Origin of the sequence: Pseudomonas sp. RA_15y_Pfl1_P11 (assembly GCF_963970975.1) — a bacterium.
Taxonomy (GTDB): domain Bacteria; phylum Pseudomonadota; class Gammaproteobacteria; order Pseudomonadales; family Pseudomonadaceae; genus Aquipseudomonas; species Aquipseudomonas tritici.
Window position 1 is genome coordinate 246,019 of sequence record NZ_CAXAOY010000002.1, and the last position, 21,040, is coordinate 267,058.

Below are 21,040 nucleotides of genomic sequence, written 5' to 3' on the forward strand. Positions count from 1 at the left end.
TTGTGAGCGAACTCATTCGCGTACCTGACATCGGCAGCGGTGAAGGTGAAGTAATCGAGCTGTTTGTGAAGGTCGGCGACACTGTCGAAGCCGACCAGAGCATCCTGACCCTGGAATCGGACAAGGCGAGCATGGAAATCCCTGCTCCCAAGGCCGGCGTGGTCAAAAGCCTGAAAGTGAAGCTGGGCGACCGCCTGAAAGAAGGCGACGAACTGCTGGAACTGGAAATCGAAGGTGCCGCTGATGCGGCCCCTGCTGCGGCGGCTCCTGCTGCCGCTGCTGCACCTGCACCGGCTGAAAAACCTGCTGCCGAGGCCCCTGCGGCCCCCGCGGCTGCCCCTGCCGCCGCCAGCGTTCAGGACATTCATGTCCCGGACATCGGCTCGTCGGGCAAGGCCAAGATCATTGAGCTGCTGGTCAAGGTCGGCGACACCGTTGAAGCCGACCAATCGCTGATCACCCTGGAGTCCGACAAGGCCTCCATGGAAATCCCTTCGCCGGCTGCCGGCGTGGTGAAAAGCATTGCAGTGAAGTTGGAAGATGAAGTCGGCACTGGCGACTTTATCCTCACGCTGGAAGTGCAAGGCGCTGCACCTGCTGCCGCTCCAGCACCGGCCGCTGCTCCAGCCGCCAAAGCTGAAGCTGCACCGGCTGCCGCTGCACCTGCACCTGCTGCAAAAGCCGAGGCCGCACCGGCCCAAGCGGCTGGCGCACCTGCGCCAAGCGGTGCCAAGGTTCACGCCGGTCCAGCCGTGCGTCAATTGGCCCGTGAATTCGGCGTTGAGCTCAATGCCGTATCGGCAAGCGGCCCTCACGGCCGCGTGTTGAAGGAAGACGTGCAGGTCTACGTCAAATCCATGATGCAAAAAGCCAAGGAAGCGCCGGCTGCCGGTGGCGCTACCGGTGGTTCGGGCATTCCGCCGATCCGCACCGTGGACTTCAGCCGCTTTGGCGAAACCGAAGAAGTGCCGATGACCCGCCTGATGCAAATCGGCGCGTCGAGCCTGCACGCGAGCTGGCTGAACATCCCACACGTGACTCAGTTCGACCAGGCCGACATCACCGACCTGGAAGCTTTCCGCGTTGCGCAGAAAGCCGTGGCCGAGAAGGCTGGCGTGAAACTGACCGTGCTGCCACTGCTGCTCAAGGCGTGTGCGCACCTGCTCAAGGAACTGCCGGACTTCAACAGTTCGCTGGCGCCAAGCGGCAAGGCGATCATTCGCAAGAAATACGTACACATCGGCTTTGCCGTCGACACACCGGAAGGCCTGCTGGTACCGGTCATCAAGAACGTCGATCAGAAGAGCCTGCTGCAACTCGCTGCCGAAGCCGCTGCGCTGGCTGCCAAGGCCCGCGACAAGAAGCTCACCGCAGACGACATGCAAGGCGCATGCTTCACCATCTCCAGCCTCGGTCATATTGGCGGCACTGGCTTCACGCCAATCGTCAACGCGCCGGAAGTGGCGATCCTGGGTGTGTCCAAGGCCACTATCCAGCCTGTGTGGGACGGCAAAGCGTTCCAGCCTAAGCTGATGCTGCCGCTGTCGCTGTCCTACGATCACCGCGTGATCAACGGTGCCGCTGCTGCTCGCTTCACGCAGCGCTTGAGCCAACTGCTGAACGACATCCGCACCATCCTGCTGTAAGCCTCAACGGGCCTCCTCCTCACCGAGGGGGCCTGGCTGCACCGATTTCCGAGCGCCACGCTCGTACCTCAACCCCGCCACTTGGCGGGGCTTTTTTTGCCTGTTCCCCGGCAGGAAGCTGGATAAAGAAGACAGGTTTGTACACCTTCCATCATTCCGATTGAAGAAACCCCTCCCGCGGCCGATAACACCCTTATAGCACTTAGCCTTCATCCTCTCTTGTCAGCCCGCGCCGCATGATGCAACCTTGCCGCAGGCAACAGAAAAGAGGGCGTAAGCCCGGCGCCGTGCGCGTTATTTCAAATGAGTCTGCCCCATGAAAAGCCAACCCGATGTCGCCCGAATGGCGGCCGAGGTAGTGACGCAGTTACCGGTGCCTTCGCGCCTCGGTATGCTGCGTTTCGAGCGGCTGAATGAGGCAAGCTGGGCCCTCCTTTACCTCGACCCCAATTGCGAGCGCCAATTCGGTGTGTCGGCCGTTGAGCTGTGTGCCCTGCTCGGCACGCCCTACGCCAGCCTGATGGAACCCCAGGCGCGCTATGAACTGCACGACACCATCCAGCAGCAACTGGCCCTGAGCCCTCACTACTTGGTGCGCTATACCCTGCATACCAATGATGGTCCGCTGAGCCTGCTGGAAATGGGCGAAGCCTATAAACAACACAATCGCCACCTGCTGCGCGGCTACCTGATGGTGGTCGACGGCCTGTTCAGTGAACTCCCCGCTGCCGCTGCCGTGCCCACGGCAGACCTGGAAAACCAGAACAGCCGCCTGCAGATCGCACTAGAGCTCAACCAGCGCGCCCAGCAGGAACAGTTGCAACACCTGGAGCGGGTGCGTGCCCAGCAGGAGTTGATTCTGCTGCTGGCCCGCCAACGCTACACCATCAATAATTCGTTGCAAGAAGCCGCTGAGCTGATCACTCGCAGCGCCTGCGATATCTACCAGATCGACTGCGCCAGCATCTGGAACCTCGAAGGCCAACGGCTGGTGCCCATCTCGGCCTACCACCGCGACGACCAGCAGCACCACCTGCCCGACTCCATTGACGCAAGCTGCTTCCCGGATTACCTCGAAGCCCTGCACACCAGCCGCGCCATTGACGCCACCAACGCCTTGCGCGACCCACGTACCTGGGAAATGGTCGAGAACAAAGACATTCACGCCATGCTCGACGCGAGCATCCGCGTCGATGGCCAGGTCGTCGGCGTGTTGTGCCTGGAACAAAGCAGCTGCACGCGCGCCTGGCAGGCCGATGAAATCGCCTTTGCCGGCGAACTGGCCGATCAGTTCGCGCAAGTCATCAACAACCACAACCGCCGCACTGCCACCAGTGCACTGCACTTGTTCCAGCGTGCCGTGGAACAAAGCGCCAACGCGTTTTTGCTGGTCAACTGCGACGGCGTGGTGGAGTACGTCAACCCGAGCTTTACCGCGATCACCCAGTACAGCGCCGAAGAAGTCCACGGCCACCGCCTGGCCGAATTGCCGGCGCTGGAAAACTTCAGCGAATTACTGTTCGACGCACCGTCGAGCCTGGCCAAGAGCAACAGCTGGCAGGGCGAATTCAAAAGCCGGCGTAAAAACCTCGAACCCTACTGGGGCCAACTGTCAATTTCCAAGGTCTATGGCGATAACCGTGAGCTGACGCACTACATCGGCATCTACGAAGACATCACCCAGACCAAGCTGGCCCAGCAGCGCATCGAGCGCTTGGCCTACACCGACAACTTGACCAACCTGGGCAACCGCCCCTCGTTTATCCGCAACCTGGATGAACGCTTTGCACGTGACAGCGACAGCCCGATCAGCCTGTTGCTGGTGGACATCGATAACTTCAAGCGAATCAACGACAGCCTTGGCCACCAGACCGGTGACAAACTGTTGATCAGCCTGGCGCGCCGCCTGCGCAACAGCCTGAGCGCCAGCGGCAGCCTGGCGCGCTTTGCCAGTAACGAGTTTGCAGTGCTGCTCGACGACACCGATTTGGAGACCGGCCAGCAGGTCGCCAGCCAACTGCTCGCGACCCTCGACAAACCGATGTTCGTCGATAATCAGTTGATCAGCGTCACCGGCTCCGTGGGCCTCGCCTGCGCGCCGCTGCATGGCCGCGATCCGCAAACCCTGATGCGCAACGCCGGCCTGGCCCTGCACAAAGCCAAGGCCAACGGCAAACACCAGGTGCAAGTGTTTACCGAAGCCCTGAATGCCGAAGCCAGCTACAAACTGTTCGTGGAAAACAACCTGCGCCGCGCCCTTACCCAGAACGAGTTGGACGTGTTCTACCAACCCAAGCTGTGCCTGCGTAGCGGTCGCCTATTGGGCATGGAGGCGCTGCTGCGCTGGAACCACCCGGAAAAGGGCATGATCCGTCCCGACCAGTTCATCAGCGTGGCTGAAGAAACCGGGCTGATCATTCCCATCGGCAAATGGATTGCGCGCCAGGCCTGCCGCATGAGCAAGCAACTGAGTGCCGCCGGCATGGGCAATCTGCAGGTGGCGATCAACCTGTCGCCCAAGCAGTTCTCTGACCCGGACCTGGTCGCGTCGATTGCCACGATCCTCAAGGAAGAACAACTGCCGGCCAACCTTCTAGAACTGGAGCTGACCGAAGGTTTGCTGCTGGAAGCCACCGAAGACACGCGCTTGCAACTCGATCAGCTGAAAAGCTTTGGCCTGACACTGGCCATGGATGACTTCGGCACCGGTTACTCGTCGCTGAGCTACTTGAAAAAATTCCCCATCGACATCATCAAGATTGATCGCAGCTTTATCCACGAAATCCCGGATAACCAGGACGACATGGAAATCACCTCGGCGGTGATCGCCATGGCCCACAACCTCAAGCTCAAGGTCGTGGCCGAGGGCATTGAGACGGCCGAGCAACTGGCGTTCCTGCGCCGGCACCGTTGCGATGTCGGCCAGGGCTACCTGTTTGACCGGCCGATCCCCGGAGCAGAGCTGCTCGAGAAGCTCAAACGCTATCCGCGCGGGCCAATCGCCTGACAGCGCTGTAACACTCGGGCACACTGGCGGTCTGACGTCTTATCCAATTCAACCTGACTGAGAGGACTGATCATGGTCTTGCGCTCGGAAATTCTGGTGAACAAAAACGTGCTGCCTACTCAAGAACAAGCTTTGCCTGGTCGTGAAACCCCAATGACGCTGCCAGAGACTCATTTCGTCAACGGCAACCCGCTGCTGGGCCCGTTCCTCGATGACGTCGGTTTTGCGATCTTCGGCCTGGGTTGTTTCTGGGGCGCCGAGCGCAAGTTCTGGGAGCGCGATGGCGTGGTCAGCACCGTGGTGGGTTACGCCGGCGGCTACACGCCGAACCCGACCTATGAAGAAGTCTGCTCAGGCCTGACCGGCCACAGCGAAGTAGTGCTGGTGGTGTATGACCAAGCCAAAGTGAAATACGAAGACCTGCTGAAGATGTTCTGGGAACTGCACAACCCAACCCAGGGCATGCGTCAGGGGAATGATATTGGCAGCCAGTACCGCTCGGTGATCTATGCGACCACGCCGGAGCAGTTGGCGGCGGCGCAAGCCAGTGCTGATGCCTATCAGGCTGAATTGACCAAGGCCGGCCTGGGTGAGATCACGACGGAAATCGAAGAAGCGCCGACGGTGTACTTCGCCGAGACGTATCACCAGCAGTACCTGGCGAAGAACCCGCAGGGCTACTGCGGGATTGGCGGTACAGGCGTGAGCTGTCCGATCTGAAGATCGGAGCTGCAAGTTTCAAGCTGTAAGCTGCAAGTAAAAGCAGCAACCACCACTTGCAGCTTGAAACTTGCAGCTTTCATTCAGCAATAAGCCAATCCATCTGCCACCCGCCCTGGGTCTGCCCGAGCTTCTTCGACAACCACGGCAGCAGCTCACGCAATTCCTCCTCCAGGCCCCACGGCGGGTTGGCGATCGCCAGGCCCGAGCCGGTCAGGGTGTTGGGCGTGTCCAGCGGATGCACCAGCAACTCCACACGCAACAACTTCGGCGCACCGGTGCCGGCCAGGTCCTGGTAGAAACGGCGCAACAGGCGCTGGTCCTTCACCGGGTACCAGATGGCCGCGACGGTCTGGCGCATGCGGCTCACGGCTTCCTTGAGGGACGCCGCGCAACGTTGCATCTCGTCGAGCTTCTCGAACGGCGGATCAATCAGCATCAGCGCACGCTTTTCCGGCACCGGCAGCAAGGCACGTGGCACATGCCAGCCTTCGCCCAAGTGCACCTTGACCCGGCGATCACCTTTCATGTTGTCCTTGAGCAGCAGACCGTCTTCCGGATGCTTTTCATTGAGCAGTACGCGGTCCTGTGGACGCGTGAGGCGCCGCGCCAGCTCCGGCGAGCCCGGGTAGTAGCGCAACTCGCCATCCGGGTTCATCTCATGCAGCACACGCATATAATCGGCGGTCAGCGGCGGCAGGTCACTTTCGCCCCACAGGCGCGCGATGCCTTCCAGGTATTCACCGGTGCGGTTGGCCTGGTCGCCCTGCAGGTCGTACAGACCGATGCCGGCGTGGGTATCGAGGTAGGTGAACGGCTGCTCCTTGCGCGACATCAGGGCGATGAGGCGGGTCAAGGTCAGGTGTTTGAAGACATCGGCGTGGTTGCCGGCGTGAAAGGCGTGACGATAATTCATGGTTGCTCCTGCGCAGGGGGCGAAGTTTACCTTTTACGCGGGCGTTGGTGCAGTGCGGCTTGCCGGACGGTGCTTATGTCAAAAGCACAGGCGTTATGCCGAAAATGATCTAGCGGGTTATGTGGGAGCGGGCTTGCCCGCGATGCAGGCGCTGCGGTATTACCAACTACCGCGGTGATGCTATCGCAGGCGAGCCAGCTTGCACCTTGCAGCGGGTGCCCACAGAGTCCAGGGAGGTCAATAATTTTCATGAAAGACGCCACCATCGCATTGCACCACGGCTTCAAGTCCGACCCAACCACCAAGGCCGTCGCCGTACCGATCTACCAGAACGTCGCGTTCGAATTCGATAACGCCCAGCACGGCGCCGATCTGTTCAACCTGGACGTGCCTGGCAATATCTACACGCGAATCATGAACCCCACCAATGACGTGCTGGAGCAGCGTGTCGCCGCCCTTGAAGGCGGTATCGCCGCCCTGGCCGTGTCGGCCGGCAGCGCCGCAATCCACTACGCGATCCAGACCCTCACCCGGGCCGGCGACAATATCGTCACCACCCCGCAACTCTACGGCGGCACTTACACCCTGTTCGCACACTTGCTGCCAAGCTTTGGCGTCGACGTGCGTTTCGCCCGCGACGACTCCGCCGAAGCCATCGCCGAACTGATCGATGACAACACCAAGCTGGTGTACTGCGAAAGCATCGGCAACCCAGCCGGCAATATCGTCGACCTGGAAGCCTTGGCCAAGGTGGCCCACGCCCGAGGCGTGCCGCTGATGGTGGATAACACCGTGGCCACGCCGATCCTGTGCAAACCGATCCAGTTTGGTGCCGATATCGTGGTGCACTCGGTGACCAAGTACATCGGTGGCCACGGCAATTCACTGGGCGGTGTGATCGTCGACAGTGGCACCTTCCCCTGGACCGACTACCCAGAGAAATTCCCCGGTCTCAACACCCCGGAGCCCGCGTATCACGGCGTGGTCTACACGGAAAAATTCGGCCCTGCCGCCTTCATCGCCCGCGCCCGCACCGTACCGCTGCGTAACACCGGCGCGGCGCTGGCCCCCATGAACGCCTTTCTCCTGCTGCAAGGCCTGGAAACCCTGGCCTTGCGCATGGAACGCCATACCGAAAACGCCCTGAAAGTTGCGCAATTCCTGCAAGACCACGCGGATGTCGAGTGGGTCAGCTACGCCGGCCTGCCAGACCATCCCCATCACGTATTGGCGCAGAAATATATGCAGGGTAAACCGTCGGCGATCCTGTCGTTTGGCCTAAAGGGTGGTTACGAGGCCGGTGTGCGCTTCTACGACGCGCTGCAAATCTTCAAGCGGTTGGTAAATATCGGCGATGCCAAATCCCTGGCCTGTCACCCCGCCTCTACCACCCATCGGCAGATGAGCGAGCGGGAACAAGCCAAGGCCGGCGTGAAGCCGGAGATGATTCGCCTGTCAGTCGGTATCGAGGCGATTGAAGACCTGATCGAAGATCTGCAGCAGGCACTGGGTTCAACTCAGCTCTGAGGCCAGATAGCCGGCCAGCGCCTGATGGCTGACATCCGGACCGCGCGAAAAGTAGACGACCTTGTGCTGCAAGGTCGTGGGCGTGAAGGCGGTGTAGAGGTGGGGGCGCTGCTCTTCCAGCCATTGCAGCAAGTTGCCGATAAGAGTCTGCGGCGATTGCCCGGCCAGGTGTTCCAATAACGGTGCAGGCACCCGCCACCACGGGCTGGCTTTAGCCGCCGTGACCGGGCCAGTCGCAACGGTCAGCGACTGGCCACTGATCAGGTAATGCTGGAATACCGGCAACACCTCGCCACCCACTTGCTGCAGGATGGGTAGCATCTGATCGCCATCCCATAAACGCAAAACCACCTCCTGGCCATCGGGCAGGTACACCTTGGTCAAGCCTTGAAGATGTGCCACCACACTGTCCAACGAGCTCAACGAAAGGGCCAGCCACCCTCAATCCGTTGCGTCAGTGGAGGCGGCCCAATCGAGGAAAGGGCTGCCCGGCTCGACGATACCCACGTAGGGCATTACCTCTTCCCATTTCTCGTAGGCGGTGCCAGCCCAAATGGGTTGCAGTGGGGCGCCGACGGCAAGCGCTCTCCAAGCCTCCAAGGGCTTGGCGTCGCTGGCAGCGCCCAGTACCGCGAAGAGCTGTTCACCAGCAAGCAAGGGTTGATGCATCGACGTAAATTCCTTTTAAAGTGGAGGTCAGGTGAGATCACACTGGCCGTTTTTACAACGCTCACACTCTTCGCAAAACGGCGCGCTGCGCTTCAGGCTGGCAATTTGCACACGACTCAGCGGTGCAGGAATCACGGCCAGCAACTTCTCTTTCACGCCAGGAATCAACGGCGCGGATGTCGGAACGGCGGAGCCGCCGAGCTGAATCGGTACGCTGCTGAAAATTCCGCCCGCAGACAGCGTGATCGACTGCCCACCCGCCTGAATCGTGACGGTCGCGCCCGCATCAATGACAACGCTTTGCCCTGCCCCCATCTGGATGGTCTGCCCGGCGCGCACCTGCTGTGAGCCGCCAACCACCAGATGGTCGTCCTGCTTGAGGTCGGTCACGCGGTTGCCATGGGTTATGCGCTGCTCTTCGCCTTGCTGTTCATGGTGCGACTCACCGCCCACCTTCACCCGATGGTCATGCAGCACATGCTGCGTCCAATCACGCTGGGCACGCAGGTAGATTTCCTCGGCCCCCTTGCGATCCTCAATGCGTAGCTCGTTGTAGCCTCCCCCACCTGGGCTGCTCTGGCTGCGGAAAATGCTGCGGGTCTTGTCCGCCGGCAGGTCGAGGGGCACCTGTGTTGCGGCGCTTGCCAGGCAGCCCACCACCAGTGGCATGTCCAGGTCGCCATTGACGAAGCCCACCAGCACTTCCATGCCGACTCGCGGGATCACGACCGACCCATAACGATCATGCGCCCAGGCGCTGGCAACCCGCAGCCAGCAACTGGAATGGTCGTTATGCTCTGCGGCACGATCCCACGCCAACTGCACCTTGACCCGGCCGTATTCATCACAATGAATTTCACTGTCGACGGGGCCGGTCACCGTTGCGTTTTGATAGCCAGCAATGCTCGGGCGAGGCTGCTCTGGCATTGGCGGCCGGAAAATCACATCCCACGGGGCGGCGGCGAATTCGTTGCGATAGCCCTGGCGAAAATCCCCGCCCGACACCTCGGTTACAAGCTCTTCCAGTACCTGGGGCTGCTTGCCCTCATGGGTTACTTTCGTCACCAGCCACAAGGCGTTCCAGTCTTCGCGCGGGTGACCGGCGAGCCTGAGGAACCGTCCGCTGACCAGAGCAGGTTCATCACCACTGCCACAGGCGACACGATAGTCGCTGCGATGACGCTCCAGGCCACGCTGTGCGAGGTATTTGCCATGGGCACGGTCGCTGAAGTGGCCGGGATAATCCTGCGCTTCGAGCTTGGGTAACTGCTCGCCAGACACCGCGCTTTCCAGCGCCAGGCTGGGTTTGCGAAAGTCATAGTCGCGCAGGTTGATTGCCGTGGCGCGCGTCTGCACCTGCACCGTAAACCGCTTGATCGCCGGGGTGTCCGCGACCATCCCGGAACCGGGAGTGTAAGGAGTAGGCTGATCCGCCTGGACAAAAACCGTCTGGTCATCGCCAAATACCAGCACATGCGCCTCGGCCGAATGCTGGAAGTGATAGTGAATGCCCAACTCGGCACACAGCCGCTGAATGAAGGCCAGATCAGTTTCGCCAAACTGCACGCAATACTCGCGCTCGGGGTAGGTGCCGCTGAGCCGGCACTCGAAGCGGTCGCTCTGGATCCCCTGCCCCTCCAGCACCTGCGCAACAATCTGCGGTACTGTCTTGTGCTGGAAAATACGCTGGTGACTGCTGTGCGCCAGATAGGCGAGCTGCGGTACAAGCGTCATTTGATAACGCGTCAGTCGGCGCCCTGAATCACCTTGCGCCACTCGGTGAACCAGACCATGAACGCCATGGCCACGATCATCAAATCCGAGATACACCGGGTGATGCAGCAGACTTTCCAGGTCTAGATCGGGCTGCTCGGCGACCAGTTCGAGTTCAAAACGGTAGGGTTGGCTGATGGACTCACACCCATGAACTCGAACACCTTGAGTTCACTGGGCTCCCCATCGAGGGTCAGGGTGAAGGCACTTTGATTGGCAGGAGCGAACATCCGGTGTTTCTCTGCGAGGGATAGGTGGCAGATTCTGCACCACCGTTTCACCTTGCTGAACACACCCCAAACAAATCAGTAAAACCCTACATGCACGCGCCAGAGCTTTCTTCAGTCCGACGTAAAGCACTCACAAAAAAAGGCCCGCCATCCGTAGGACGCGGGCCTTTTTTTCATTTCGTAGGGCGCTTCACGCCCGTCGAATTACTTATTGAGGTTGTAGTCTTTTTCCGCCGCATCAAAGCGCTCAACCATGCCCGCAGTCGGTGCGCCCATCTTGCTCACGAAGTAAATCGCGAGGCTGGCGAAGATGAAGCCAGGGATGATTTCGTACAAACCCAGCAATTCGAATTGTTTCCACACGATCACGGTGATCGCGCCGACCAGGATACCGGCCAGTGCGCCGTCGCGGGTCATGCCTTTCCAGATTACCGAGATCAGCACCACAGGACCGAACGCAGCGCCGAAGCCAGCCCAGGCGTAGCTCACCAAGCCCAATACACGGTTTTCCGGGTTGGCAGCCATGCCGATGGCGATCAGGGCAACCAGCAGCACCATCAGGCGACCGACCCATACCAGCTCAATCTGGGAGGCGTTTTTGCGCAAGAAGGTTTTGTAGAAGTCTTCGGTCAGGGCGCTGGAACACACCAGCAATTGGCAGCTCAAGGTGCTCATCACGGCAGCCAGGATGGCCGACAGCAGCACACCGGCAACCCATGGGTTGAACATCAGCTTGGCCAGCTCAATGAACACACGTTCGTGGTTCTCGGTCACAGGACCTGCCACTTCCGGATGCGCCGAGAAGTAAGCGATGCCGAAGAAACCCACCGCCACGGTGCCGGCCAGGCACAGGATCATCCAGGTCATGGAGATGCGACGTGCCTTGGCAATTGACTTCACCGAATCCGCCGCCATGAAACGCGCAAGGATGTGCGGCTGGCCGAAGTAACCCAGGCCCCAGCCCATCAGCGAGACGATGCCGATGAAGGAGGTGTTTTTCAGCATGTTGAAGTTGTCAGGGTTCTTGGCTTCGATCGCCAGGAAGGCGGTGTCAACGCCCCCGGTGGCGAGCAGCACGATGATCGGCGTAAGAATAAGCGCGAAGATCATCAGCGTGGCTTGTATGGTATCGGTCCAGCTCACTGCCAGGAAACCACCGACGAAGGTGTAGGCAATGGTCGCTGCAGCACCGGCCCACAGCGCGGTCTCGTAGGACATGCCGAAGGTGCTTTCGAACAGGCGTGCACCGGCCACGATGCCGGAGGCGCAGTAAATGGTGAAGAACACCAGGATCACCACGGCGGAGATGATCCGCAGCAGGCCGCTTTTATCTTCGAAACGGCTGGAGAAGTAATCCGGCAGGGTCAGGGCGTCACCGTTGTGCTCGGTCTGGACCCGCAGGCGACCGGCGACGAACAGCCAGTTGAGGTAGGCACCGACGATCAAGCCGATGGCGATCCAGCTTTCCGACAGGCCGGACATGTAGATTGCGCCCGGCAGGCCCATCAACAACCAGCCGCTCATATCGGAAGCGCCGGCCGACAAGGCAGTCACCACGCTACCGAGGCTACGGCCGCCCAGGATGTAATCGGAAAGGTTGTTGGTGGAGCGATAGGCTATGAAGCCGATCAGTACCATTGCTGCGATATAGATCACGAATGTGATCAGGGTTGGATTACTAACGCTCATAAGAGTGACGCCCTGGCTTTGTTTTTATGTAGCGACGGTCTGTCAGACGACCACCCACTAAGAGTAGGTTAGACGTAGCTGCGTGCCGCGCATTTATGACTGACGTTTCCCCAGGAAAGCCGTCAGCCGATGAACCGACTCGCGGGAGTGGTTGCACCTTGGCCCCGAATGCTATTCAACAAACCAAATAAGGTGCAACCAGTTTCGCGAGAATAAGTTGCACCTTGATGCAAAAAGTGCAAAACACTCTGTTTTTGCTACTTTTCGGAGCAAGAACAGCCAATCTCAGAAGCAAACGCACCAAGACAGAGCCGATTCCGCCGGGGGCCATTTTATTTCATGTACCCGTGCGAAAATTTCATGCATAAAAAGGGTTGCACCCGGTTGCACCTCTGCATGCGCAAAGCTAATCTTGCCGCCAGCTGATGCCACTCGGTAGTGGCACCCATGAGGATAAAAAAATGGCTACGACCACCCTTGGGGTCAAACTTGACGACCCAACCCGCGAGCGCCTCAAGGCTGCCGCGACCTCCATTGATCGCACGCCGCACTGGCTGATCAAGCAGGCGATTTTCAATTACCTGGAGAAACTGGAGGGTGGTGCAACCCTGCCTGAGCTCAATGGCTTGAGCAGCAAGGACACAGACGACGCAGGCGAGGTCCAGAACGACCACGCCCACCAATGCTTCCTTGAGTTCGCCGAGAGCATTCTGCCGCAGTCCGTACTGCGCGCCTCGATCACCGCCGCTTACCGCCGCCCAGAGCCGGAAGTGGTGCCGATGCTGATCGAGCAGGCTCGCCTGCCAGCGCCTATGGCCGAGGCCACCAACAAGCTCGCCGCCTCGATTGCCGAGAAGCTGCGTAACCAGAAAAGTGCTGGCGGCCGTGCAGGGATTGTTCAGGGCCTGTTGCAGGAATTTTCCCTGTCTTCCCAGGAAGGCGTGGCGCTGATGTGCCTGGCCGAAGCGCTGCTGCGCATCCCGGACAAAGGCACCCGTGACGCACTGATCCGCGACAAGATCAGCACCGGCAACTGGCACCCGCACGTGGGCAACAGTCCATCGCTGTTCGTTAACGCCGCCACCTGGGGCCTGCTGCTGACCGGCAAATTGGTCGCCACGCATAATGAGGCAGGTTTGACCTCGTCCCTGAGCCGCATCATCGGCAAGAGCGGCGAACCGATGATCCGCAAGGGCGTCGACATGGCTATGCGCCTGATGGGCGAGCAGTTCGTCACCGGCGAAACCATCGCCGAAGCCCTGGCTAACGCGAGCAAATTCGAAGCCAAGGGTTTCCGTTATTCCTACGACATGCTCGGTGAAGCCGCGCTGACTGAGCACGATGCGCAGAAGTACCTGGCCTCGTACGAACAAGCCATTCACTCCATCGGCAAAGCCTCCCACGGCCGTGGGATTTATGAAGGCCCGGGCATCTCCATCAAGCTGTCGGCACTGCACCCGCGTTACAGCCGTGCTCAGTACGAACGCGTGATGGATGAGCTGTACCCGCGCCTGCTGTCCCTGACGCTGCTGGCCAAGCAATATGACATCGGCCTGAACATCGACGCCGAAGAAGCAGACCGCCTGGAGCTGTCGCTCGACCTGCTGGAACGCCTGTGCTTCGAGCCGCAACTGATCGGCTGGAACGGCATCGGTTTCGTGATCCAGGCCTACCAGAAGCGTTGCCCGTATGTGATCGACTACGTCATCGACCTGGCACGCCGCAGCCGCCATCGTCTGATGATCCGCCTGGTAAAAGGCGCGTACTGGGACAGCGAGATCAAGCGCGCCCAGGTTGAAGGCCTTGAAGGCTACCCGGTGTACACCCGCAAGGTTTACACCGACGTTTCCTACATTGCCTGCGCACGCAAGCTGCTGTCGGTGCCGGAAGTCATCTACCCGCAGTTCGCCACGCACAACGCCCACACACTGTCGGCTATCTACCACATTGCGGGTCAGAACTATTACCCCGGCCAGTACGAGTTCCAATGCCTGCACGGTATGGGCGAACCACTGTACGAGCAGGTTGTAGGCAAGGTGTCCGAGGGTAAGCTCAACCGTCCGTGCCGCGTGTACGCACCGGTGGGTACCCACGAAACACTGCTGGCTTACCTGGTACGTCGCCTGCTGGAAAACGGCGCGAACACCTCGTTCGTCAACCGCATCGCCGACCAGTCCATCTCGATTCAGGAGCTGGTGGCCGATCCAGTGGCCAGCATCGAGCAAATGGCTACGCTGGAAGGCGGCTTCGGCCTGCCGCACCCGCGCATCCCTTTGCCGCGTGACCTGTATGGCAGCGACCGCGCCAACTCGGCCGGTATCGACCTGGCCAACGAACACCGCTTGGCCTCGCTGTCCTGCGCCCTGCTGGCGACCGCTCACAACAACTGGAAAGCGGCGCCCATGCTCGGTTGCGCCTCCAGCAATGAAGCAGCGGCACCGGTACTGAACCCGTCCGACCTGCGTGATGTGGTCGGCCATGTGCAGGAAGCCACTGTCGAAGACGTCGACAACGCTATCCAATGCGCCATCAATGCAGGCCCGATCTGGCAGGCCACCCCGCCCGCCGAACGTGCCGCGATCCTGGAACGCGCCGCCGACCTGATGGAAGGCGAGATCCAGCCACTGATGGGTCTGCTGGCCCGTGAAGCCGGCAAGACCTTCGCCAACGCGATCGCTGAAGTGCGCGAAGCCGTGGACTTCCTGCGTTACTACGCCGTGCAAGCGCGTAACGATTTCACCAACGACGCCCACCGCCCACTGGGCCCGGTGGTGTGCATCAGCCCGTGGAACTTCCCGTTGGCGATTTTCAGTGGTCAAGTCGCCGCGGCACTGGCTGCCGGCAACCCGGTACTGGCCAAGCCTGCCGAGCAAACGCCGCTGGTGGCCGCCCAAGCCGTGCGCATCCTGCTCGAAGCCGGTATTCCGGAAGGCGTGCTGCAATTGCTGCCGGGTCAAGGCGAGAGCGTGGGTGCGCGCCTGGTCGGTGATGATCGCGTCAAAGGCGTGATGTTCACCGGCTCCACTGAAGTCGCACGCCTGCTGCAACGCAATGTCGCCGGTCGCCTGGATGCCCAGGGCCGTCCGATTCCGCTGATCGCCGAAACTGGCGGCCAGAACGCGATGATCGTCGACTCCTCGGCGCTGACTGAACAAGTGGTCATCGACGTGGTGTCCTCGGCCTTCGACAGCGCCGGCCAACGCTGCTCGGCCCTGCGCGTACTGTGCCTGCAGGAAGATTCAGCAGAGCGTGTGATCGAAATGCTCAAGGGCGCCATGGCGGAATGCCGCTTGGGTAACCCGGAGCGTTTGTCCGTCGACATCGGCCCGGTGATCGACGCCGAAGCCAAGGCCGGCATCGAGAAACACATTCAGGCCATGCGCGACAAAGGCCGCAATGTGTATCAGGTGGCTATCGCTGATGGCGAAGAGATCAAGCGTGGCACCTTCGTGATGCCAACCCTGATTGAGCTGGAAAGCTTCGACGAACTGCAACGCGAGATCTTCGGCCCGGTGCTGCACGTGGTGCGCTACAAGCGCAAAGAGATCGACCAGCTCATCGGCCAGATCAACGCTTCTGGCTATGGCCTGACCCTGGGCGTGCACACGCGCATCGACGAGACCATCGCCAAGGTGATCGACAACGTCAATGCCGGTAACGTCTACGTGAACCGCAACATCGTCGGCGCCGTGGTCGGCGTGCAACCGTTCGGCGGCGAAGGCCTGTCGGGTACTGGCCCGAAAGCCGGTGGCCCGCTGTACCTGTACCGCCTGTTGTCGACGCGCCCTACGGATGCCATTGAGCAATCCTTCGTACGCGGCGACGCATTGGCCGCGCCGGACGTGCGCCTGCGCGATGCCATGAGCCAGCCGCTGACAGCCCTGAAAACCTGGGCCGACAGCAATAAGTTCAGCGACCTGAGCGCCCTGTGCAGCCAATTCGCCGCGCAATCGCAAAGCGGTATCACCCGCCAACTGGCCGGCCCGACCGGCGAGCGCAACAGCTACGCCATCCTGCCCCGCGAGCACGTACTGTGCCTGGCGGACGTGGAAGGCGACCTGTTGACTCAACTGGCGGCGGTATTGGCGGTGGGCGGTTCGGCGGTATGGCCAGAAACCGAGCTGACCAAGGCGTTGTTCTCACGCCTGCCTAAAGACATTCAGGCGAAGATCAAGCGCGTGGCCGACTGGACCAAGAAGGATGAAGTAGTGTTTGACGCGGTTCTGCATCACGGTGATTCCGACCAGCTGCGAGCGGTGTGCCAGCAAGTGGCCCAGCGCGGTGGCGCAATTGTTGGGGTGCATGGTTTGTCGCAAGGCGAAACGGCGATTGCGCTGGAGCGTTTGGTGATTGAGCGTGCGTTGAGTGTTAACACGGCGGCGGCGGGTGGCAATGCCAGCCTGATGACTATCGGTTAAGCAGCAGCCGCCAGTTTAAGCTACAAGCTGCAAGTAAAAGCACGCCGCTCTTACTTGTAGCTTGAAGCTTGTGCCGCCCCATCACCCCCATCTATCTTCCTTCCCCGTTTTTATCAGCGCTCCTAGACTGCGGCATACTTTTCTACAGGTAATCCGCCATGTCCGAGACGCTGCTCAGTTCCCGCAATCTGGCTTTCGAGCTCTACGAAGTCCTCGATGCAGAGGGCCTGACCCAGCGCGAGCGGTTTGCCGAGCACAATCGCGAAACCTTCGATGCGGCCATCAGCACCGCGCGCAACATCGCCGAAAAGTATTTCGCCCCCCACAACCGCAAGAACGACGAGAACGAACCGCGCTACGAGAACGGCGCAGCCATCCTGATCCCGGAAGTCAAACCGGCGGTGGATGCCTTCCTTGAAGCCGGCTTCCTCAACGCGGCCCGCAGCTTCGAAGCAGGCGGCATGCAACTGCCCACCCTGCTGTCTCAAGCCTGTTTTGCGCACTTCCAGTCAGCGAACGCGGCGTCCACTTCCTACCCATTCCTGACCATGGGCGCCGCCAACCTGATCGAAAGTTTCGGCACCGACGATCAGAAACAACGCTTCCTGCAACCGATGATCGACGGCCGATTCTTCGGCACCATGGCCCTGACCGAACCCCATGCGGGCTCGTCGCTTTCGGATATTCGTACGCGCGCGGAGCCTTCGGCTGACGGCACCTATCGACTCAAGGGCAACAAGATCTTCATCTCCGGTGGCGACCACCCGCTGTCGGAAAACATCGTGCACATGGTGCTGGCCAAGCTGCCGGATGCGCCCGCTGGGGTGAAGGGCATTTCGTTGTTTATCGTGCCCAAGTTCCTGGTCAACGACGATGGCAGCCTGGGCGAGCGCAACGACGTGCTGCTGGCGGGGCTGTTCCACAAGATGGGCTGGCGCGGGACTACGTCAACCGCGCTCAACTTCGGCGATAACGGTAGTTGCGTCGGCTATCTGGTGGGCAAACCGCACCAGGGTCTGAGCTGCATGTTCCAGATGATGAACGAAGCGCGCATCGGCGTCGGCATGGGAGCGGTGATGCTCGGTTATGCCGGCTACCTCTACTCGCTGGAATACGCCCGCGAACGCCCGCAAGGTCGCCTGCCCGACAGCAAAGACCCCACAACGGCTCCGGTCTCGATCATTCAGCACGCAGACATCAAGCGCATGCTGCTGACCCAAAAATCCTACGTGGAAGGCGCCTTCGACCTTGGCCTCTACGCTGCACGGCTGTTCGACGACACCACCACCCTGGAAACCGAAGCTGAGCGCAAGCACGCCCACGAACTGCTGGACCTGCTCACGCCTATCGTCAAATCCTGGCCTTCGGAGTTCTGCCTCAAGGCCAACGAACTGGCAATCCAGATTCTCGGCGGCCATGGCTACACCCGCGAGTACCCGGTGGAACAGTACTACCGCGACAACCGCCTGAACCCGATCCACGAAGGCACGCACGGGATCCAGTCCCTGGATTTACTGGGGCGCAAGCTCGCGCAGAACGGCGGCGCGGGGTTGAAGCAACTCATACGACTGATTGCCGAAACCGGTGCACGGGCGCAGGAATACCCAAGCCTGACCGCACTAAGGGAACCGCTGGAACAGTTGGTCAACCGCCTGCAAAGCGTCACCATCGGCCTGCTGACGGATCTCGCCCAAGGCAAGGTCAACAGCAGCCTGGCAAACTCGGCGCTGTACTTGAAGGTGTTCGGGCATACGGTGATTGGCTGGCGCTGGCTGGAACAGGCGATTCGCGCCGAAGAAGGATTGGCCAAGGGCAATGCGGCGGATGTGGCCTTTTATAAAGGCAAGCTCCAGGCCGCCCGGTACTTCCTGACCTGGGAAGTACCGAGCTGCCATCATGAACTGGCAATTCTGGAGGCACGCGATGACACGTGCCTGGGCATGCAGGATGAGTGGTTCTAAGGCGTACCGATCGCCTTGGAAATCACATCGACCGTGGCGCTGACTTGCTCTTGGTAACGGTCGAGTTCCTGCTGGTGAGCCTGCTGCATTTCGATCTGCTCGGCGCACAGGTTCAGCGCCGCCAGCACCAGTAGTTTGTCACCGATCAGGGTCGGGTACTTTTTCTTGGTGGTGGTAAGGGACGCCTTGAGCAGGGTCACGGCGTGCATCAGGGTTTTGTCTTCCCCGGCCGGAGCCTTGATCGAGTAATCCTCTCCGAGAATCGAAACGACCTTTATCCCTTCACTCATGCGTTGACAGGCCCTGCGCTCACACGCTCAACCAGCGCCTGGATACGGGCGGCGGTAGCGCCGTGCTTTTCTTCCTGCTCCATCAGGTTCAGTTGCAGGCTGTCGTTCTCATCCTTGGCGCGGGCCAATTCCGCTTTGAGGGATTCGGTGGTGCCCAGCAGATCCTGATTTTGTTGTACCAAGTCGCTGACGAGTTGTTCCAATTGGCTGAGGGATGCTTCTAACATTTTGATTTCTCTGGCTTTTCAAAGGGCGGTGACGATAAAGAAAATTCACCTCGGATGCCAGGGTTATCCCTGGCGCGCAGCCCGATTTTTAAGGGCCGGGCCGCACTTTCGAGCCTTAGTGACTGCAATTACCCGATCTGGTTCCTGAATCGGCCAAGACCCTCGTCAGGTGCGACAAAAACGCACACGCCCCTTTAGACTTTAGTCGTAAGACCGATAGAGAGGCACACACCGTCTCATGGCCGCACGGATCGCGCGTTCCCCCAGGATTCCCCCCCATGTCGCTTCGTAATATGAATATCGCTCCGAGAGCCTTCCTCAGCTTCGCGTTTATCGGCGCGTTGATGCTGTTTCTCGGTATTTTCGCGTTGAATCAGATGAGCAAGATCCGTGGCGCCACCCAAGACATCACCCTGTCCAGCGTGCCGAGCATCCGCGCCCTCGATGAATTCACCCAACTCACCTTGCGCCTGCGGGTGCTGTCCTATCGCTTGCTGACCAACCGCGAGCCGGACGTTCAGCAAAAGACCCTGGAAGCCTTCGAACTGCGCAACCAGCAGATCCGCACCGCGCAGGGCATTTACGAAAAACTGATCGACAGCAGTGAAGAGCGCTCGATCTACGACGAGTACATGCGCCTGCTTGCCCAGTACCAACAGATTGAAGCGCGCATGAAGAGCCTGTCGCGCGCCAACCAGATCGAAGAGCTGCGCACCCTGCTCAACACTGAGCTGTTGAGCAACTCCGAGCAGGTCAACACCGTGCTCAACCGCCTGCTGGACTACAACAACAAGGCCGCCCTTAACACCAACCAACAGGCCGAAGACCATTACAACATGGCCTTCAACTGGGTGATTGGGCTGCTGATTATCGCCACGACACTGACGATGCTGTTCGCCTGGCTGCTGACCCGCAGCATCACCCTGCCCATTTCCCAGGCACTGGAAGCGGCGGAAGAAGTGGCCGAAGGCAACCTGACGCGCCCGATCAAAGTCGACGGCAACGACGAAGCCGGGCGCCTGCTGGCCGCCATGGCCAAGATGCAGGACAAACTGCGCGACACCCTGCAACGCATCGCCGGTTCCGCTACCCAACTCGCATCGGCTGCCGAAGAGCTGAACGCGGTCACCGACGAAAGCGCCCGCGGCCTGACTCAGCAAAACACCGAAATCGAACAAGCCGCCACTGCGGTGAATGAGATGACCAGCGCTGTCGAAGAAGTCGCACGCAATGCGGTGAGCACCTCCGAAGCTTCGCGCAACGCCACCACCTCTGCCGGTGATGGCCGTGATTTGGTGCAGGAAACCGTCAGCGCCATCGAACGCATGAGCGGCGACGTACAGGCCACCGCCACGCTGATCGGCGACCTGGCCAATGAGTCGCGCGATATCGGCAAGGTGCTCGACGTGATTCGCGGCCTGGCGGACCAGACCAACCTGCTGGCCCTTAACGCTGCGATTGAAGCGGCGCGCGCCGGTGAAGCCGGACGAGGCTTTGCGGTGGTTGCCGACGAAGTACGCGCACTCGCCCATCGCACCCAGCAGTCGACCAGCGAAATCGAGCGGATGATCGGCAGCATCCAGGCCGGTACAGAGCATGCGGTGGATTCGATGCGCAACAGCACGGAACGCGCTGAGTCGACCCTGAACATCGCCAAAGGCGCGGGGATGTCGCTGGACACGATCAATACCGCGATTGTCGAGATCAACGAGCGCAACCTGGTCATCGCCAGCGCGGCGGAAGAACAGGCACAAGTGGCGCGGGAAGTGGACCGTAACCTGGTGAACATTCGCGATCTGTCGGTGCAGTCGGCGACCGGTGCCAGCCAGACCAGCGCGGCGAGCAGTGAGCTCTCACGGTTGGCGGTGGACTTGAATGGGATGGTGGGGCGATTCCGCCTCTAACTGACTCGCCTCAGTCAAAATGGGGGAGCGGGCTTGCGCGCGAATGCAGTGGTTCAGTCAGCC

Annotated in this window: 11 protein-coding genes and 3 pseudogenes; 8 read left to right on the forward strand and 6 right to left on the reverse strand. The window is 60.4% G+C overall.

Going from position 1 to position 21,040, the window contains the following annotated elements; translation table 11 throughout:
- The first annotated feature begins 2 nt into the window (after window positions 1–2).
- The 3 genes from aceF (at window position 3) to msrA (ending at window position 5,373) form a co-directional block, all read left to right on the forward strand.
- Window positions 3–1,646, forward strand: a complete 1,644-nt coding sequence (gene aceF / locus AACY44_RS03265; RefSeq protein ID WP_339529784.1) for a dihydrolipoyllysine-residue acetyltransferase — start codon at window positions 3–5, stop codon at window positions 1,644–1,646.
- Window positions 1,647–1,962: 316 nt separating this feature from the next.
- A complete protein-coding gene (locus tag AACY44_RS03270; RefSeq protein WP_339415596.1) occupies window positions 1,963–4,653 on the forward strand; it encodes a putative bifunctional diguanylate cyclase/phosphodiesterase in 2,691 nt (896 codons plus the stop codon).
- 72 nt (window positions 4,654–4,725) lie between these two features.
- On the forward strand, window positions 4,726–5,373 hold the full coding sequence (gene msrA, locus AACY44_RS03275) for a peptide-methionine (S)-S-oxide reductase MsrA (RefSeq protein ID WP_065875274.1): 648 nt from the start codon (window positions 4,726–4,728) through the stop codon (window positions 5,371–5,373).
- Window positions 5,374–5,452: 79 nt separating this feature from the next.
- Here msrA and AACY44_RS03280 read toward each other — a convergent pair whose 3' ends face one another.
- Window positions 5,453–6,289 carry a 23S rRNA (adenine(2030)-N(6))-methyltransferase RlmJ gene (locus tag AACY44_RS03280; protein WP_339415595.1) on the reverse strand — a complete coding sequence of 279 codons (837 nt, stop codon included), beginning with the start codon at window positions 6,287–6,289 and terminating at the stop codon, window positions 5,453–5,455.
- Between the two features lie 249 nt (window positions 6,290–6,538).
- Here AACY44_RS03280 and AACY44_RS03285 point away from each other — a divergent pair, with 249 nt between their 5' ends.
- Window positions 6,539–7,816, forward strand: coding sequence for an O-acetylhomoserine aminocarboxypropyltransferase/cysteine synthase family protein (locus AACY44_RS03285; protein ID WP_339415594.1), 1,278 nt, complete (start codon window positions 6,539–6,541; stop codon window positions 7,814–7,816).
- On the opposite strand, the pseudogene AACY44_RS03290 reads toward AACY44_RS03285, so the two are convergent.
- The 3 genes and pseudogenes from AACY44_RS03290 to putP form a co-directional block, all read right to left on the reverse strand.
- Window positions 7,802–8,485: pseudogene (locus AACY44_RS03290) on the reverse strand (DUF4123 domain-containing protein). The gene AACY44_RS03285 and the pseudogene AACY44_RS03290 overlap by 15 nt on opposite strands.
- A 27-nt stretch (window positions 8,486–8,512) precedes the next feature.
- Window positions 8,513–10,488: pseudogene (locus AACY44_RS03295) on the reverse strand (type VI secretion system Vgr family protein).
- A gap of 204 nt (window positions 10,489–10,692) precedes the next feature.
- Window positions 10,693–12,177, reverse strand: a complete 1,485-nt coding sequence (gene putP, locus AACY44_RS03300) for a sodium/proline symporter PutP (protein ID WP_339415593.1) — start codon at window positions 12,175–12,177, stop codon at window positions 10,693–10,695.
- A gap of 461 nt (window positions 12,178–12,638) precedes the next feature.
- Here putP and putA point away from each other — a divergent pair, with 461 nt between their 5' ends.
- Both putA and AACY44_RS03310 read left to right on the forward strand, forming a co-directional pair.
- Window positions 12,639–16,595: a trifunctional transcriptional regulator/proline dehydrogenase/L-glutamate gamma-semialdehyde dehydrogenase gene (gene putA / locus AACY44_RS03305; RefSeq protein WP_339529787.1), complete on the forward strand. Its 3,957-nt coding sequence runs from the start codon at window positions 12,639–12,641 to the stop codon at window positions 16,593–16,595.
- A 158-nt stretch (window positions 16,596–16,753) separates the two neighbouring features.
- On the forward strand, window positions 16,754–18,556 hold the full coding sequence (locus AACY44_RS03310; protein WP_339415591.1) for an acyl-CoA dehydrogenase: 1,803 nt from the start codon (window positions 16,754–16,756) through the stop codon (window positions 18,554–18,556).
- Here AACY44_RS03310 and AACY44_RS03315 read toward each other — a convergent pair.
- Window positions 18,553–18,846, reverse strand: a complete 294-nt coding sequence (locus AACY44_RS03315) for a cell division protein ZapA (RefSeq protein WP_339415590.1) — start codon at window positions 18,844–18,846, stop codon at window positions 18,553–18,555. The genes AACY44_RS03310 and AACY44_RS03315 overlap by 4 nt on opposite strands.
- Window positions 18,843–19,073, reverse strand: a complete 231-nt coding sequence (locus tag AACY44_RS03320) for a hypothetical protein (protein ID WP_339415589.1) — start codon at window positions 19,071–19,073, stop codon at window positions 18,843–18,845. Before AACY44_RS03320 ends, AACY44_RS03315 begins: the two co-directional genes overlap by 4 nt.
- A gap of 293 nt (window positions 19,074–19,366) precedes the next feature.
- Between AACY44_RS03320 and AACY44_RS27630 the strand changes: the two are divergent.
- A pseudogene (locus AACY44_RS27630) lies at window positions 19,367–20,122 on the forward strand (MCP four helix bundle domain-containing protein); the annotation flags it as partial.
- Entirely contained in the window at window positions 20,114–20,977 is an 864-nt protein-coding gene (locus AACY44_RS27635; protein ID WP_370468024.1) for a methyl-accepting chemotaxis protein, read from the forward strand. The pseudogene AACY44_RS27630 and the gene AACY44_RS27635, both read left to right, overlap by 9 nt.
- Window positions 20,978–21,040: the final 63 nt, after the last annotated feature.